Source organism: Microbacterium sp. NPDC079356 (genome assembly GCF_049545465.1).
Lineage (GTDB): Bacteria > Actinomycetota > Actinomycetes > Actinomycetales > Microbacteriaceae > Microbacterium > Microbacterium gawkjiense.
Genome location: NZ_JBMWDN010000001.1, coordinates 28,849 through 42,460 on the forward strand (window position 1 = coordinate 28,849; position 13,612 = coordinate 42,460).

Sequence of the window (13,612 nt, forward strand, 5' to 3'; positions counted from 1 at the left end):
ATCAGCCGAACAGGGGACCGGGGCCGTACCACCAGTCGAAGGCCATGCCGCGGGGAAGCGACAGGCCGAGGCCCTCGCCGAACAGCAGGTGGGTGCCGATGCCGAGCACGAGCCCGGCGAGGAAGGCGACCCACGGGCGCTTGGCGCCGAGGGTCCAGGCCGCTCCGCCGAACAGGAGCGCGGCGACCATCCACCAGCCGAGGATCTCGAGCAGGACGATGACGCCGACGACCAGTCCCACCAGCTTGAGGATCGTCCACCAGTCGGTCGCCGCGTTCGGGTCGATGTCCTCGCCGTCCTCGGGGGCGGCGACCTTGCCGCGCACGGCGGCGACGACCAGGAAGGCACCCGAGGCGAGGAGGATCGCCGAGACGAGGAACGGGAACACCTGCGGGCCGATCACCCCGCCGGCAGGAACGCGGATCGAGAACGCGCCGACCAAGGCGAACACGCCCAGGGCGACGATCACGCCGGCGAAGATCAGGTTGCCGATGCGGTCCGCCCCCCAGCCGGGGCGCGCAGTCTCCTGCGCACCCCGGTCCAGAGTGCTCTCGCTCATGACACGAGACCGATGTTCTTCAGGGTGCTCGTCACGTCGGTGACGTTCTCGTCGACGAAGGTCGAGAACTCGTCGCCGGTGAGGAAGGCGTCGGTCCAGCCGTTGGTCTCGAGCGCCTCCTGCCAGGCGGCCGACTCGTGCATCTCGGTGACGAGGTTCACAAGGCCCTCGGCATCCGCGTCGCTGATGCCGCCGGGGGCCAGCAGGCCGCGCCAGTTCGTGTACGTGATGTCGAAGCCCTCGTCGATCATCGTCGGGGTGTCGGGCAGCAGCTGGGCCGGCTCGTCGCTCGAGACGGCGAGGGCGCGCAGGTCGCCGGACTCGACGTACTCGGCGAACTCGCCGACACCCGAGATGCCCGCCGCCGCGTTGTTGCCGAGCAGCAGCGAGACCGCCTCGCCGCCACCGGCGTTCGGGATGTAGTTGAGCTTCTCGGTGATGCCGGCGCCGTCGAGGCCGGCCTCCTCGAGCAGGAGGCCCGCAAGGATGTGGTCGGCGCCACCGGCGGAGCCGCCGGTGATCGTGACCGACTGGCCGTCCGCGACGACCGCGTCGACGAGGTCCTGCAGGGTCTGGTACTCGCTGTCGGCCGGAACGACGACGACGAGCGGCTCCTCGGTGAGGCGCGCGATCGGGGTGGTGTCCTCGATGCGGTTCTCGGCGGCGTTCGTCTCGACCGCGCCGACCATCACGAGGCCGGTCACCATGAGGGTGTACGGGTCCTTCTCGTTCGCGAGGCTCGCGAGGCCGACGGTGCCGCCGGCGCCGCCGATGTTGGTGACCGCGGCCGTGCCGACGAGGTCCTCGTCGGTGAGCACCGCCGAGACGGCGCGGCCGGTCTGGTCCCAGCCGCCGCCGGGGTCGGCGGGGACGATGATGCTGACGTCGTCGACCTGGGCAGCCGCCTCCTCGGACTCCGCGCCGCCGCCGCCGACGGCAGCGCCGCGGGGGTTGCAGCCGGACAGCGTGAGGGCGGCGACGCCCGCGAGGGCGATGATCGCGAGGGACTTGCGCATGGGGGGACTCCTCTTCGAGTTCCGTCGAGGCATCCTCGCCCCGACGTCCGTTCGCACAGACGCTAGGCAGCGCGCCGAGGGCTGTCGCGCTTGCGCAACTAAGAGCGAGTTCGGAAAGTATTGGTCCCGCTCGCGGTGGGCGCGACGGGGCGCTCCGGGGGAGAATGAGCGCGTGCCCCGAGCGATGTCGCTGAGATGGCAGCTGCTGCTGCTGCAAGCCTTCATCGTCTGCGTCGTCATCGTGATCGCCGGGGTCGTCGCGATCTCCCTGCAGGAGCGCTCCATCCGAGAGTCCTACCGGGAGCGGATGGTGGGGGTCGCCCTCTCGATCAGCCGGTTGCCCTCCATCGCCGAGGCGTTCGACGACCCCGACCCGAGCGCCACGATCCAACCGCTCGCCGAGGTCATCCGCGAGGCATCCGATCTCACCTACGTCGTCGTGACGGATGCCGCCGGCATCCGCTACTCGCATCCGAACGAGGACCGCATCGGCGAGGCTGTGTCGACCGACCCGTCGGCACCGCTGTCGGGCCAGGTCTGGTCGGGTACCGAGACCGGGACCCTCGGCGAGTCGTATCGCGTGAAGGTGCCGCTGTACGCCGGCGGCGCCGTCTCGGGCGAGGTCATCGGATCCGTCTCGGTCGGCGTGCTCGAGTCGGAGCTCGCCGCCGACGTGCAGTCGCGGCTGCCGTGGCTGCTCCTCGCGCTCGGCGGCTCGGCCGTCGTCGGCGTGTTCGGTGCAGCCGGGGTCGCGACCCTCATCCGTCGTCGCATCCTGGGCCTCGAGCCGGAGCAGATCGCCGAGCTCGTGGCCGAGCGCGAGACGATGCTGCACCGTCTGTCGGAGGGGGTGGTCCGCGTGGACCGCGACGGGGTCGTCGCGAGCGCGAACGACGCCGCCGTGCGCCTGCTCGGGGCGGGACCGCTCATCGGCGAGCGAGCCTCGGACGTGCTCGAGGGACCGATCCACGAGGTCCTCGTCAACGGGGAGCGCGAGGGGCGCCTCGTCCTCGCCGGGGAGCGTCCGCTCATCGCCCGGGCGACGGGTCTGTACGACGACGACGGCAAGCCGGTCGGCGGCACCCTGCTGCTGCGCGACCACACCGAACTGCACCAGGCGGTCCGCGAGATGGATGGCCAGCAGTCGCTCACCGACGGACTGCGCGCGCAGGCGCACGAGTTCGCCAATTCGATGCACGTCGTGTCGGGGCTCCTCGAACTCGGCGCCTGGGACGACGCACGCGACTTCATCGCGCGGATGCAGCCGGGCGGCTCGCTCGACATCGGCGCCGCCAGCGAGCAGCTGGGGCCCGAGCTCGCGGCTCTCCTCTCGGCGAAGCTCGCGCGCTCGCGCGAACTCGGCATCACCTTCTCCATCGACGCCGAGGGCATGGTCCCCGCTGCTGTGACCGGGGACCTCGTCACGGTGGTCGGCAACCTCGTCGACAACGCGTTCGACGCGTGCCGCGCCGGCGACACGCTCGCGCTCGCCGTGCACGCCGGCGCCGAGGGCGTCAGCGTCATCGTCGAGGACAGCGGTCCCGGCGTCGATCCCGCGCTCGCCGACCGGGTCTTCGACGAGGGCGTCAGCACGAAGGATCCGAGCGCCCGCACCCGCGGCGTCGGCCTCGCCCTCGTCCGCCGCATCGCCCGCCGCCACTCGGGCGACGTCGTCCTCAGCCGGTCCGCCCTCGGCGGGGCGCGCTTCGCCGTCGTCCTCCCCGTCCCCGCGAGGGTCTCGTGAGCCTCCGCGTCCTGGTCGTCGACGACGCCCCCGCCGTCGCCCAGCTGCACGGCCGCTTCGTCGACGCCCATCCGCAGTGCGAACTCGTCGGCACGGCGGCATCCGGCCCCGATGCCGTCGACGCCATCCGCTCCCTCGAACCCGACCTCGTGCTGCTCGACGTGCACCTGCCCGGCTTCTCGGGTATCGAGGCGCTCCGCGCGGTCCGAGCGGATGCCGCCGTCCGCCAGCCCGAAGTCGTCGCCGTCACCGCGGCCCGCGACGTCGAGACCGTCCGCGACGCGCGGCTCATGGGCGTGCGGCACTACATCGTGAAGCCGTTCACCGCCCACGACCTGCACCAGCGGATCGACGACGTCATCGCCGAGCGGGGAGCCGCGGCATCCGGCGGCACGCTCGACCAGACCCGGATCGACGCCGTCATGCGGCCCTCTGCCCGGCGCTCGCTGCCGAAGGGGCTCACACGCGAGACGCTCGAGCTCGTGCACGACGCGCTGCGCCGCCTCGGCGGCGGGACGGCCGCCGACCTCGCCGCGGAGCTCGGCCTCTCGCGGGTGAGCTGCAGGCGCTACCTCGAGCACCTCGCCGACGAGGGCGCCGCCCGCCGCACGATGGACTACGCGACCGCCGGGCGGCCGAGCACGCGATACGTCGTGTGAGCGGTGGATAGCCTGACGGGATGACGACCACCTTCACCGAGGTCACGCGCGTGCGCTGCGCGCCGGAGGTGCTGTTCGACCTCTCGCTGTCGATCGACGCGCACCTCGACTCCATGCGGCGGTCGCGCGAGCGCGCTGTCGCCGGGGTGACGAGCGGGACGATCGGGCTGGGGGAGAGCGTCACCTGGCGCGCCCGCCACTTCGGCGTGATGTGGACGATGACCTCGCAGATCACCGCGCTCGAGCGGCCGCGTCGGTTCGTCGACGAGCAGGTGCGCGGACCGTTCCGGGTCTTCCGTCACGAGCACCGGTTCGAGCGGGACGGGGACGTCACGGTCATGACCGACACCGTGACCCTGCGCTCGCCGCTGCTCGGGGTGATCGTCGAACCGCTCCTGCTGCGCCCGTACATGCAGCGGCTGATCCGTACGCGGAACGCGGTGCTGGTCCGGAAAGCCGCCGCGGCCTCGGGTGGCCGGGCGGCTGACGCGGCGACTCTGACCGTCCACCGGGGATTTCGGCGTCGCGCGCGATAGCGTGGGAGCGCGTCCGTCGCGCACCGAGAGGAATCCATGAGCACTGGCAGTGAACCGACACACGCCTCCGCGCACGTCACCGGTGGGTCGGCACGGTTCACGACGGTCGACGGCGCCGAACAGACCCTCGACGCTCCTGACGCCGATGGCGTGCGCCGCCTCATCGTCGACCGGGTGAGAGCGGATGCCGCGGCCGCCGGCACGGCGATCGAACTGCGCACGAGCGGCGACCGCGGTGAGCATCGCCTGATCGTGGGACCTTCGGGTGAGATCGACGTCGAGGTGGATGACCGCACCGTCACCCGTGCGGAGCTGCGCCAGCAGGCGTGGTGGACCACGGACCCCGAGCCGGTGCACGAGGCCGAGGCTGACGAGGACGACGCTTCCGCCCCGGAGGCTGAGCCCGAGGTGGATGGCGCGGAGCCCGCGCTCGTCGCCGAGGTGCCGGCGTTCTTCCCGCCGTCGTCGAACCCTCTCCCGGAGTCCGCCGAGCGGCCCCCCGTCTTCGACAGCGGGGACGACGACGACCTCGACGAGGACGACGCGGCGGCGCCGGCCGAATGGGCACCCGCCCGCGTGACCGAGATCCCCGCAGCCGTTCCGGCGACGGGAACCGACCCCGTCGACGTCGCGCGCGCGGACGAGCCGCAGCCCGCAGCCGAGCCGGAGCCCACGGACGACCCGGAGCCCGCAGCCGACCCGGACAGCACAGCGACCGCCACGCCCGAGGCGCCGGCCCCCACCGACGGCGCACCCGCGCCCGAGACCGCGTTCGAGGCATCCGCCTCCAATGGGCCCCGTCCGTCGTTCATCGAGCCTCCCGAGGTCCACCCCGCCACCGTTTCGGGCTGGCGCTCGTTCTTCGTGCGGATCGGCATCCCGATCAAGCCGTCGAAGGCGGAACTCGCGCGCGCCGAGCGCGAGAAGGCGGTCTCGCGTCAGTGGGCCGGATGCCGCGCCATCGCCGTCGCCAACGGCAAGGGCGGCGTCGGCAAGACCATGACGACCGCGGTGCTGTCGGCGGTGTTCGCGCGCCACGGCGGCGGCAACGTCCTCGCGTGGGACAACAACGACACCCGCGGCACCCTGGGGTGGCGCACCGAGCAGGGCGACTACGACACGACGATCCGCGACCTGCTCCCCGAAGCATCGCGGCTGCTCGAGGCGACCGCATCCGTCTCCGACATCGCACGATTCGTTCATCACCAGTCCGTCGACCGCTACGACGTGCTGCGCTCGAACCCCGAACTGCTCGCGGCCGACCAGCGCATCACGACCGCCGACTTCGACCTGCTCGCACAGGTCGCGGCGCGGTACTACCGCATGGTCATCTTCGACTCGGGCAACGATGAGTCGGCCGACCGCTGGCTGCGCATGATCGATTCGGCGCATCAGCTCGTCGTCCCGACCCTCGCCGCCCCCGAGTCGGCCGAATCCGCCGCCCTCCTCCTCGACGCGCTGCGCAAGCGCGACGAGCACTCGCGCCGCCTCGCCGACGGCGCCGTGGTCGTCGTCGGGCAGTCCGAGCGTGCCGGCATCGGCGCCGCGCAGCGCATCGCCGCCGGCTTCGAGGGTCACGTCCGCGCGGTCGAGATCATCCCGTTCGACGACGCGCTCAAGGCCGGCCGCATCCGGTACGACGCCCTGCAGTCACGCACGAAGGACGCCTGGATGCGCGCCGCCGCCGCTGTCGCGGACGGGCTCTGAGCGGGCGTCCGAGTCGTGCGTCTCGCGACGGCGGTGATGCTGGTCGTCGCGGTGCTGACTGGAGCGATCCTCCTGGGGGGACTCTGGCTCGACACCCGCGAGAGCGCCGACGCCCGCTGCCTCGCGGCTGAGATCCCTGCCGGCGTCGCCGTGTCGGAAGTGGCGCTGATCTCCGCCGAGGCGACGGCATGGCCGGTCGGGCGCCGCTGCGAGTGGCAGGCGGCTTCGGGCGACGGCGTCGTCGTGACGCAGACGGGATGGCCGCGGACGATCGGCTTCGCTGTGGTCGGTGCGCTGTCGGCGTGCGTCGCGATCCTCGGGATGCGGCGACGTCGGCCGGCCGCGATCGCGCCGCTCGCCGTCTGCCTCGTCGTGTACGGCCTTGCGGTCTTCTGGGCGGGTTGACCGCACCGCCCCTGGGGGAGGATGGGCAGATGACCGCTGCGGATCACGACACGCGCCTCATCGAGGTCGCCACGCGGCTCAGCATCGCTCCGGCCGGTGATTTCATGGCGCTGCGCACGGCTGCCGCGGCCGAGGCGGCCGACAAGGATCTCGCGGCCGCGATCAAGAAGCTCCGCAAGCCGGTCCTCGCCGCCTGGATCGTCAACCTGCTCGCGTCCGATGGCGCAGACGCGCTCACCCCGGCGGCCGACCTCGCCGACGAGTTCCGCGAAGCAGTGGATGCCGGCGATGCTCGCGCTCTCGCCGATCTCACCCGGCGCCGTCGCAGCATCCTCCGTGACCTCGTCGATCGCGCCGTGCGGCGTGCGGGCGAGCGCGGTGTCGAGGTAGGCGGCACCATCCGCACCGCAGTCGAGCAGACCCTCGACGCCGCGCTGCGGGATCCGGATGCCGCGGCTGCCGTCGCGAGCGCCCGGTTGCTACGCCCCATCGAGGCGACCGGAATGGACGCGCCCGACCTCTCCGACGCGGTCTCAGGACCCTTCGACGTCGCCTCAGCCCGGCCCGAGCCGACCGACGACCTCGCCGAGCGGCGCGCGGCCCGCGAGGCCGCGCGGGCGGCGGCCGAGGCGCGACGTCACGCCGAGAGTCTCGAGCGCGACCTGGATCGCATCGAGGGTCGGTGGCAGGCGGCGCAGGAGCGGGCGTCGTCGCTCGAGGACCGCCTGGCGGAACTCGACCGTGAGCGCGCCCGTCTCGAGGACGAGGCCGAGCGGGCACGCGCCGAGGTCGAGGACCTCGCCGAGCAGCGCCGCCGAGCCCGTACCGCCGCGACGAAGGCACGGTCCGCGGCCGACTGTGCGGCCGACTGATCAGCCGCGCGCGCGGTGCTGGTCGAGTGCGGTCGTGGCGGTCGACCAGACGAGGGTCTGCGCGACCTCCTCAGCCCGGTCGTACCGCGGCCCCGTGAGGACCACGTATACGGCGCCGACGACGTCGATGTAGCCGGCGACCTCGCCGGCGATCCGGACCTCGTAGCGGTCCTCCGCGATCAGGTCCCACTGGATGCGCGACGCTCGGGGTGCGGCATCCGCCGGTCGACGCGTCGGCAGTGCGCGCAGCGTCTCCGAATCCACGAACATGTTCTGCACCTCGTTCCGCTCACCCCGTCGACACGTATGCCAGGTGATCACCATCGCCCCGCGCACCCGCGCGGCGGAGGGGATTGACGCGGCCCGGGGCGCGCGCTACCCGACGGCGGGCGAGCGGTCCGCGGCCTCGCGGACGGCCGTCGTGACCGTCTCGAGGAGCGGGGACGAGAGGTTCCAGCGCTGCCAGAACAGGGGGACCTCGACCGTGTCGTCGGCCAGAATGACGAGCGAGCCGTCGGCGACACCCGCCTCGAATTGGCCGGGCAGCAGCATCCCCCACCCCAGGCCGATCGTGATCGCCTGCGCGAACTCGGCCGACGCGCTGATGATGTGGCGGGGGGCGTCCCGCCGGGCGCCGTGTCGGCGTGCGAACGCGCTCTGCAGCGTGTCGTGACGGTCGAAGTCGACGCGCGGTGCGGCTTCGAGCGCGGCCCGCCCGAGCCCCTGCGGGAACCACCGATCTGCGAAGCCCCGCGTTGCGACGGCGGTGTACCGCATCCGCCCCAGAGGTGAGGAGACGCATCCGGCCACCGCGTCGCGCTGCGAGGTGACGGCCGCCATGACCGTGCCCGCCGCGAGCAGCTGCGCCGTGCGTTCCTGGTCCTCGCGGTGCAGCTCGAACGTGACCGGGTGCGCGGCGGTGACGGCGGTGAGTGCCGGGAGGAACCAGGTGATGAGCGAGTCGGCGTTGACGGCGAGCGGCACCACCGCGGAGCCCGCCTCGTCGCCCAGGGCGGCGCGGGCGTCATGTTCGAGCAGATCGAGCTGACGCGCGAGGCGCACGAGCGGCTCGCCGGCCTCCGTCGCGGTCACCGGTTTGGTCCGTCGCAGCACCACCCGTCCGACCCGCTGCTCGATGACGCGGATGCGCTGGCTCACCGCGCTCGGGGTGATCCCGAGCCGTGCGGCCGCGCGATCCAGCGTGCCGGCGTCGACGGCGGCGGCCAGCGTGCGCAGGTGCTCGAACGGGATGTCCACGCCACCAGCGTAGTGAAGCGATGCTACAGATGATGCAGAATCCTTCGCTGTACTGCAGAAGACGAGCTGCCTACCGTGGGACCTGTGACTCCCGAACTCGCCGCCTTCCTCTCGGGCCTCGGACTCTGCCTCGGTCTCATCGTCTCGATCGGCGCGCAGAACGCGATCGTGCTGCGCCAGGGTCTGCGGCGCGAACACGTGGGGATCGTCGTGCTCGTCTGCGTCGTCAGCGACGCGATCCTGCAGACCCTCGGCGTCGCCGGCGTCGCGACCCTCGTCACCGCCCACCCGTGGCTCGAGACGATCGCGCGGTGGGCGGGTGCGGCGTTCATCGTCGGGTTCGCCGTTGTGAGCGCGCGGCGCGCCTGGCGCGGCGGCGGCAGCCTCGAGGCCGCCGAGCCGGAGGGGACGACGGATGCCGCGGCCCCCGGCACCGTCCTCGTACGGCCGCGCGCGGCGACGAGGACCGCGACGCTCCTGACCATCCTCGCCGTCACCTGGTTGAACCCCCACGCGATCGTCGAGACGACCGTCGTGCTGGGGTCGGTGGCGGCGACGCACGGTGACGCGCGGTGGTTCTTCCTCGCCGGCGGCGTCGCCGGCAGCACCCTCTGGTTCGTGGTGTTCGGCTACGGCGCGCGCTACCTCGCGCCGCTCCTGCGCACGGCACGCGCGTGGCGCATCCTCGACGCAGGCATCGCCGTCATCATGCTCGTCATCGCCGTCAGCCTCGTCCTCGGCTGATCGGGCGGGGATGCCGCGGCGCAGCGACCGTCAGTGCGCGGCGTCGTACGCGTCGAGCACCTGAGCCGGCACGCGACCGCGCTCCGAGACCTGGTAGCCGTTCTTCGCGGCCCACTCGCGGATCGGTGCGTAGTCGCGCTGCCCGGCTCGCTTCTGCTTGCGACCGCCGCCGTTCGACGAGGCGGCCGCGCGTGAGGTCGTCCCGCGCGACGAGACACGACGCGCGGCGTCGATGTACGGCGCCAGGACGTCGCGCAGGGCGTTCGCGTTGTCGTGGGTGAGGTCGATCTCGTAGGCGGTGCCGTCGAGGGAGAAGAGCACGGTCTCTCCGTCGCCGACCTCGAGGACGGTGCCGTCCAGGTCGTCGACGAGCTGATGCACGATTTTGCGGGCCATGCGCTCACCCTAGTGGCGCGCGTGCTCGCTACGGCAGAAGTCCGGCCCGGCGCGCCTTGGCGACGGCGGCGTGGCGCGTCGAGGCATCCAGTTTCGCCATCGCCGCCTGCAGGTACGACTTGACCGTCCCCTCGCGCAGCGACAGCGACGCGGCGATCTCGGCATTGGTGGCGCCGAGGGCACAGCAGGCGAGCACATCGAGCTCGCGCGGCGAGAGGGCGACGTCGAGCGATGCCTCGGCCGCCGCCGGTCGCGACATCCCCGCGAGGCGTTTCTCGACCGCCGCGATCCGCTCCCGCAGGTCGGGGTCGGTGACGGATGCGGCGATGCTCCGCAGCTCGGCGTAGCTCTCGCGCAGATCCTCCTGCGCGGAGGCGGGCAGGGCGGGTTCGGCGGGCGTCAGTGCGGCGACACGACGGTCGACTTCCTCGCGGACGCGCAGCTCGGTCGCGAGCATGTCGGCGGCGCGGAAGGCGGGCCGGCTGACGAGGTCACCGACGGGGCCGGGTGTCCAGGACCCGCAGTAGACGATGCCGCGCGGGCGGCCGGTGACGACGACGGGCACGGCCAGCAGGGTCGAGATGCCTTCGCCGAGGATGGCGCGGTCGTAGTCGTGGGTGATCGTGCGTGCGGTGCGGTAGTCCAAGGCGAGGCGCGGTCGCTTCTCGATCATCGCGGCGCCGCCGAGACCGCGACCGGCTTCGACGACGAGTCCCTCGATGCTGCGGGTGCGGGTACCGGAGATTGCGGTGACGTGCACGGCGCCGCCGCGTTCGAGACCGCCGAAGACGACGGGGAAGCGCGTCTGACGGGCCAGATCGGACACGGCTCGGGAGACGAGCCGCGTGTCCGCGTCGCTCTCGGCCGACGATCCCACGCGTACCTACTTCCGGGGGTGACGGCACCTCTGCCGCCTTCGTACGGTCGAACCTACCACGCGGCCGATTCCCAGGAACGGCCCGTGCGAGCACCGTCGCTCACCCCATGAGGCAAGGAGGCCACATGTCGTCCCAGTCACCCCACAGAGGCGTGGAAGGGAGTGCCATCGACTACGTCGCGGTCGAACGATCGCCGCGGTTCGTCGAGCTGAAGAAGAAGCACCGCAGCGTCGTCTTCCCGCTGGCCGTGCTCTTCCTCATCTGGTACTTCGTCTACGTCATGCTCTCGTCCTTCGCGCCGGACTTCATGGCGCAGGAGGTGTTCGGTCACATCACGATCGGCCTGCTCCTGGGCCTCGGACAGTTCGTCACCACATTCGCCATCACGATGGGCTACGTCGCCTTCGCGAACCGCAAGCTGGACCCGATCTCCTCGGAGATCCGGGCAGGCCTCGAACGGCAGGAGGCCCGATGACCCCCGTGCTCCTCGCCGCGGCCCCCGCCGGCGCTGCGACGAACAACCCCGTCCTGAACATCTCGATCTTCGGCGCATTTGTCGCGGTGACGCTGTTCATCGTCATCCGCGCCAGTCGCAACAACAAGACGGCCGCCGACTACTACGCTGCCGGCCGCTCCTTCACGGGTCCGCAGAACGGGTTCGCCATCGCCGGCGACTACCTGTCGGCGGCATCCTTCCTCGGCATCGTCGGCGCGATCGCGATCAACGGCTACGACGGGTTCCTCTACTCGATCGGCTTCCTCGTCGCGTGGCTCGTCGCGCTGCTGCTGGTCGCCGAGCTCATGCGCAACACGGGCAAGTTCACGATGGCCGACGTCTTGTCGTTCCGTCTGAAGCAGCGCCCGGTGCGGCTCGCCGCGGCGATCACGACGCTCGCGGTGTGCTTCTTCTACCTGCTCGCCCAGATGGCCGGTGCGGGTGGTCTCGTCTCGCTGCTGCTGGGGATCACCGAGCAGATCGGGCAGTCGATCGTCGTCGCCGTCGTCGGTGTGCTGATGATCGTCTACGTCCTCATCGGTGGCATGAAGGGCACGACGTGGGTGCAGATCGTCAAGGCGTTCCTGCTCATCGGCGGCGCCATCGTCATGACGATCTGGGTCCTCGCGATCAACGGGTTCAGCCTCGACACGCTTCTCGAGGCGGCCGTGCAGAAGTCGACGACCGATCCGCAGGACGCGATCCTCGGTCCCGGCCTGCAGTACGGGGCCAATCCGTGGGACTTCATCTCCCTCGCGATCGCGCTCGTGCTCGGCACTGCGGGTCTGCCTCACGTCCTGATGCGCTTCTACACCGTCCCGACGGCCAAGGAGGCGCGTCGCTCGGTGGTCTGGGCGATCTGGCTGATCGGACTCTTCTACCTGCTGACGCTGGTCCTCGGCTACGGCGCCGGCGCCATCGTCGGATCCGAGACGATCAAGGCGGCACCCGGTGGCGTCAACTCGGCGGCACCGCTGCTCGCGGCGGCGCTCGGCGGGCCGGTCCTGCTCGGCTTCATCTCGGCTGTCGCATTCGCCACGATCCTCGCCGTCGTCGCAGGACTCACGATCACCGCGGCCGCATCCTTCGCGCACGACATCTACGCGAACGTCGTGAAGAAGGGGAACGTGCCGCCGGACGGCGAGGTCAAGGTCGCCCGTCGCACGGTCATCGTGATCGGTGTGCTCGCGATCCTGGGTGGCATCGGCGTGCAGGGGCAGAACGTGGCGTTCCTCGTCGCGCTGGCCTTCGCGGTAGCCGCCTCGGCCAACCTGCCGACGATCCTGTACTCGCTGTTCTGGCGCAAGTTCACGACGCGCGGCGCCGTGTGGAGCATGTACGGGGGACTCGCGACCGCGATCGTGCTCATCGTCCTGTCGCCCGTGTTCTGGGGCACCGAGACGAGTGTATTCAAGAACGTCGGCACGGCGATCTGGCCGCTCAACAACCCGGGCATCGTCTCGATCCCGGTGGGCTTCCTCCTCGGCTGGCTGGGGTCGGTGACCTCCCGCAAGGCCGAGGACGCCACGAAGGCCGCCGAGATGGAGGTCCGCTCGCTGACCGGGTACGGCGCCGAGAAGGCGGTCGACCACTAAGAGCGGATGCCGCGACGAGGCAGGCAGGGACGGCCTACACGTCCCTGCCCGTCTCCGTCATGCGCGGCCCGTCGCGCCCGCGACCCGCTCCTCGAGGTCGAGGAGGAACCGCTTGTGCTCGGGCCGGCCGCCGTACTCGCCGAGGGAGCCGTCGCTGCGGATCACACGGTGAGCGGGCAGCACGATCGACCAGGGGGTGCGGGCGCACGCGGTCCCCACCGCGCGATGCGCCCGCGGGGATCCCGCGGCGATGGCGATCTCGGCGTACGACGCCGTCTCGCCGTACGGGATCCCGGCGATGGCCTCGAGTGCCTGCCGCGTGAAGCCCGCCGTGAGTCGCCAGTCGAGCGGCACCGAGAAGGCCCGCCGTGCGCCGGCGAAGTACTCGTCGAGCTCGCCGGCTGCCTCCCGCGCCGGACCGTCGTCGGGCACCGGCACGCTGTGCAGCAGCAGGCTGAGCCGGGAGACCTCGGCGTAGGCCGGGCCGTCCAGGACGGACAGCGCGGCGAGGCCCTCGCCGGTCGTCACCAGGAGGGCCTCGCCGATCGGTGTCGGGTGCACCGAGTAGGTTGCGATCGTCATGTCCTCATCATGGCTGCGGGGCCGAGACGCCGAGAACGGGGGAGGAGCGGGCGGGGGAGAAGCGGCATCCCGACCCGGATGTGGAGGAATCGGCGCCCGAGTGAGAGTCGATCCGCGAAACTCGGCCGTCGATCCCGCTTTCCGGGCTCGACGCGCCTAGTGTTTT

General features: G+C 71.7%; 16 protein-coding genes. 9 read left to right on the forward strand and 7 right to left on the reverse strand.

What is annotated here, in order from left to right; all coding sequences use genetic code 11:
* Nucleotide 1 precedes the first annotated feature (1 nt).
* A complete protein-coding gene (locus tag ACPEH0_RS00175; RefSeq protein ID WP_366213370.1) occupies nt 2-559 on the reverse strand; it encodes a tripartite tricarboxylate transporter TctB family protein in 558 nt (185 codons plus the stop codon).
* Nucleotides 556-1,575: a Bug family tripartite tricarboxylate transporter substrate binding protein gene (locus ACPEH0_RS00180; RefSeq protein WP_366213368.1), complete on the reverse strand. Its 1,020-nt coding sequence runs from the start codon at nt 1,573-1,575 to the stop codon at nt 556-558. The genes ACPEH0_RS00175 and ACPEH0_RS00180 overlap by 4 nt, the downstream gene beginning before the upstream one ends.
* 172 nt (nt 1,576-1,747) lie before the next feature.
* On the opposite strand from ACPEH0_RS00180, the gene ACPEH0_RS00185 reads away from it, so the two are divergent.
* From ACPEH0_RS00185 to ACPEH0_RS00210, 6 genes are read left to right on the forward strand one after another with little or no spacing between them, the layout of a single operon-like run.
* On the forward strand, nt 1,748-3,319 hold the full coding sequence (locus ACPEH0_RS00185) for an ATP-binding protein (RefSeq protein WP_363378444.1): 1,572 nt from the start codon (nt 1,748-1,750) through the stop codon (nt 3,317-3,319).
* Nucleotides 3,316-3,978, forward strand: coding sequence for a response regulator (locus ACPEH0_RS00190; protein ID WP_217532227.1), 663 nt, complete (start codon nt 3,316-3,318; stop codon nt 3,976-3,978). The genes ACPEH0_RS00185 and ACPEH0_RS00190 overlap by 4 nt, the downstream gene beginning before the upstream one ends.
* A gap of 20 nt (nt 3,979-3,998) precedes the next feature.
* On the forward strand, nt 3,999-4,514 hold the full coding sequence (locus ACPEH0_RS00195; RefSeq protein WP_253034093.1) for an SRPBCC family protein: 516 nt from the start codon (nt 3,999-4,001) through the stop codon (nt 4,512-4,514).
* Between the two features lie 36 nt (nt 4,515-4,550).
* Nucleotides 4,551-6,221, forward strand: coding sequence for an AAA family ATPase (locus ACPEH0_RS00200; protein ID WP_366213367.1), 1,671 nt, complete (start codon nt 4,551-4,553; stop codon nt 6,219-6,221).
* 15 nt (nt 6,222-6,236) lie between these two features.
* A complete protein-coding gene (locus ACPEH0_RS00205) occupies nt 6,237-6,626 on the forward strand; it encodes a hypothetical protein (protein WP_366213366.1) in 390 nt (129 codons plus the stop codon).
* A 29-nt stretch (nt 6,627-6,655) separates the two neighbouring features.
* Complete coding sequence (locus ACPEH0_RS00210; RefSeq protein ID WP_366213365.1) at nt 6,656-7,498, forward strand: hypothetical protein; 843 nt, start codon at nt 6,656-6,658, stop codon at nt 7,496-7,498.
* Here ACPEH0_RS00210 and ACPEH0_RS00215 read toward each other — a convergent pair whose 3' ends face one another.
* Together ACPEH0_RS00215 and ACPEH0_RS00220 are read right to left on the reverse strand one after the other, a co-directional pair.
* Nucleotides 7,499-7,768: a hypothetical protein gene (locus ACPEH0_RS00215; RefSeq protein ID WP_217532311.1), complete on the reverse strand. Its 270-nt coding sequence runs from the start codon at nt 7,766-7,768 to the stop codon at nt 7,499-7,501.
* Between the two features lie 105 nt (nt 7,769-7,873).
* On the reverse strand, nt 7,874-8,755 hold the full coding sequence (locus ACPEH0_RS00220) for a LysR family transcriptional regulator ArgP (protein WP_217532239.1): 882 nt from the start codon (nt 8,753-8,755) through the stop codon (nt 7,874-7,876).
* Between the two features lie 84 nt (nt 8,756-8,839).
* Between ACPEH0_RS00220 and ACPEH0_RS00225 the strand changes: the two genes are divergently transcribed.
* A complete protein-coding gene (locus ACPEH0_RS00225; RefSeq protein WP_423719399.1) occupies nt 8,840-9,499 on the forward strand; it encodes a LysE/ArgO family amino acid transporter in 660 nt (219 codons plus the stop codon).
* A gap of 30 nt (nt 9,500-9,529) precedes the next feature.
* Here ACPEH0_RS00225 and ACPEH0_RS00230 read toward each other — a convergent pair whose 3' ends face one another.
* Nucleotides 9,530-9,895, reverse strand: a complete 366-nt coding sequence (locus tag ACPEH0_RS00230; protein ID WP_366213363.1) for a histone-like nucleoid-structuring protein Lsr2 — start codon at nt 9,893-9,895, stop codon at nt 9,530-9,532.
* 28 nt (nt 9,896-9,923) lie between these two features.
* The gene (locus tag ACPEH0_RS00235; protein WP_366213362.1) at nt 9,924-10,772 is read right to left on the reverse strand and encodes a response regulator transcription factor; all 849 of its coding nucleotides are present in this window, start codon (nt 10,770-10,772) and stop codon (nt 9,924-9,926) included.
* Nucleotides 10,773-10,897: 125 nt separating this feature from the next.
* Between ACPEH0_RS00235 and ACPEH0_RS00240 the strand changes: the two genes are divergently transcribed.
* Together ACPEH0_RS00240 and ACPEH0_RS00245 are read left to right on the forward strand one after the other, a co-directional pair.
* Nucleotides 10,898-11,248, forward strand: coding sequence for a DUF485 domain-containing protein (locus ACPEH0_RS00240; RefSeq protein WP_366213361.1), 351 nt, complete (start codon nt 10,898-10,900; stop codon nt 11,246-11,248).
* Nucleotides 11,245-12,864, forward strand: coding sequence for a solute symporter family protein (locus tag ACPEH0_RS00245; protein ID WP_311862648.1), 1,620 nt, complete (start codon nt 11,245-11,247; stop codon nt 12,862-12,864). The genes ACPEH0_RS00240 and ACPEH0_RS00245 overlap by 4 nt, the downstream gene beginning before the upstream one ends.
* A 57-nt stretch (nt 12,865-12,921) precedes the next feature.
* Here ACPEH0_RS00245 and ACPEH0_RS00250 read toward each other — a convergent pair whose 3' ends face one another.
* Nucleotides 12,922-13,446: a methylated-DNA--[protein]-cysteine S-methyltransferase gene (locus ACPEH0_RS00250; RefSeq protein ID WP_366213360.1), complete on the reverse strand. Its 525-nt coding sequence runs from the start codon at nt 13,444-13,446 to the stop codon at nt 12,922-12,924.
* Nucleotides 13,447-13,612 lie beyond the last annotated feature (166 nt).

Excerpts from the sequence above, each read along its gene's own strand:
- ACPEH0_RS00195 (WP_253034093.1), top strand. The coding sequence starts at position 3,999 with ATGACGACCACCTTCACCGAGGTCACGCGCGTGCGCTGCGCGCCGGAG.
- ACPEH0_RS00245 (WP_311862648.1), top strand. The coding sequence starts at position 11,245 with ATGACCCCCGTGCTCCTCGCCGCGGCCCCCGCCGGCGCTGCGACGAAC.
- ACPEH0_RS00200 (WP_366213367.1), top strand. The coding sequence starts at position 4,551 with ATGAGCACTGGCAGTGAACCGACACACGCCTCCGCGCACGTCACCGGT.
- ACPEH0_RS00180 (WP_366213368.1), bottom strand. The coding sequence starts at position 1,575 with ATGCGCAAGTCCCTCGCGATCATCGCCCTCGCGGGCGTCGCCGCCCTC.
- ACPEH0_RS00230 (WP_366213363.1), bottom strand. The coding sequence starts at position 9,895 with ATGGCCCGCAAAATCGTGCATCAGCTCGTCGACGACCTGGACGGCACC.
- ACPEH0_RS00175 (WP_366213370.1), bottom strand. The coding sequence starts at position 559 with ATGAGCGAGAGCACTCTGGACCGGGGTGCGCAGGAGACTGCGCGCCCC.
- ACPEH0_RS00250 (WP_366213360.1), bottom strand. The coding sequence starts at position 13,446 with ATGACGATCGCAACCTACTCGGTGCACCCGACACCGATCGGCGAGGCC.
- ACPEH0_RS00210 (WP_366213365.1), top strand. The coding sequence starts at position 6,656 with ATGACCGCTGCGGATCACGACACGCGCCTCATCGAGGTCGCCACGCGG.
- ACPEH0_RS00215 (WP_217532311.1), bottom strand. The coding sequence starts at position 7,768 with ATGTTCGTGGATTCGGAGACGCTGCGCGCACTGCCGACGCGTCGACCG.
- ACPEH0_RS00240 (WP_366213361.1), top strand. The coding sequence starts at position 10,898 with ATGTCGTCCCAGTCACCCCACAGAGGCGTGGAAGGGAGTGCCATCGAC.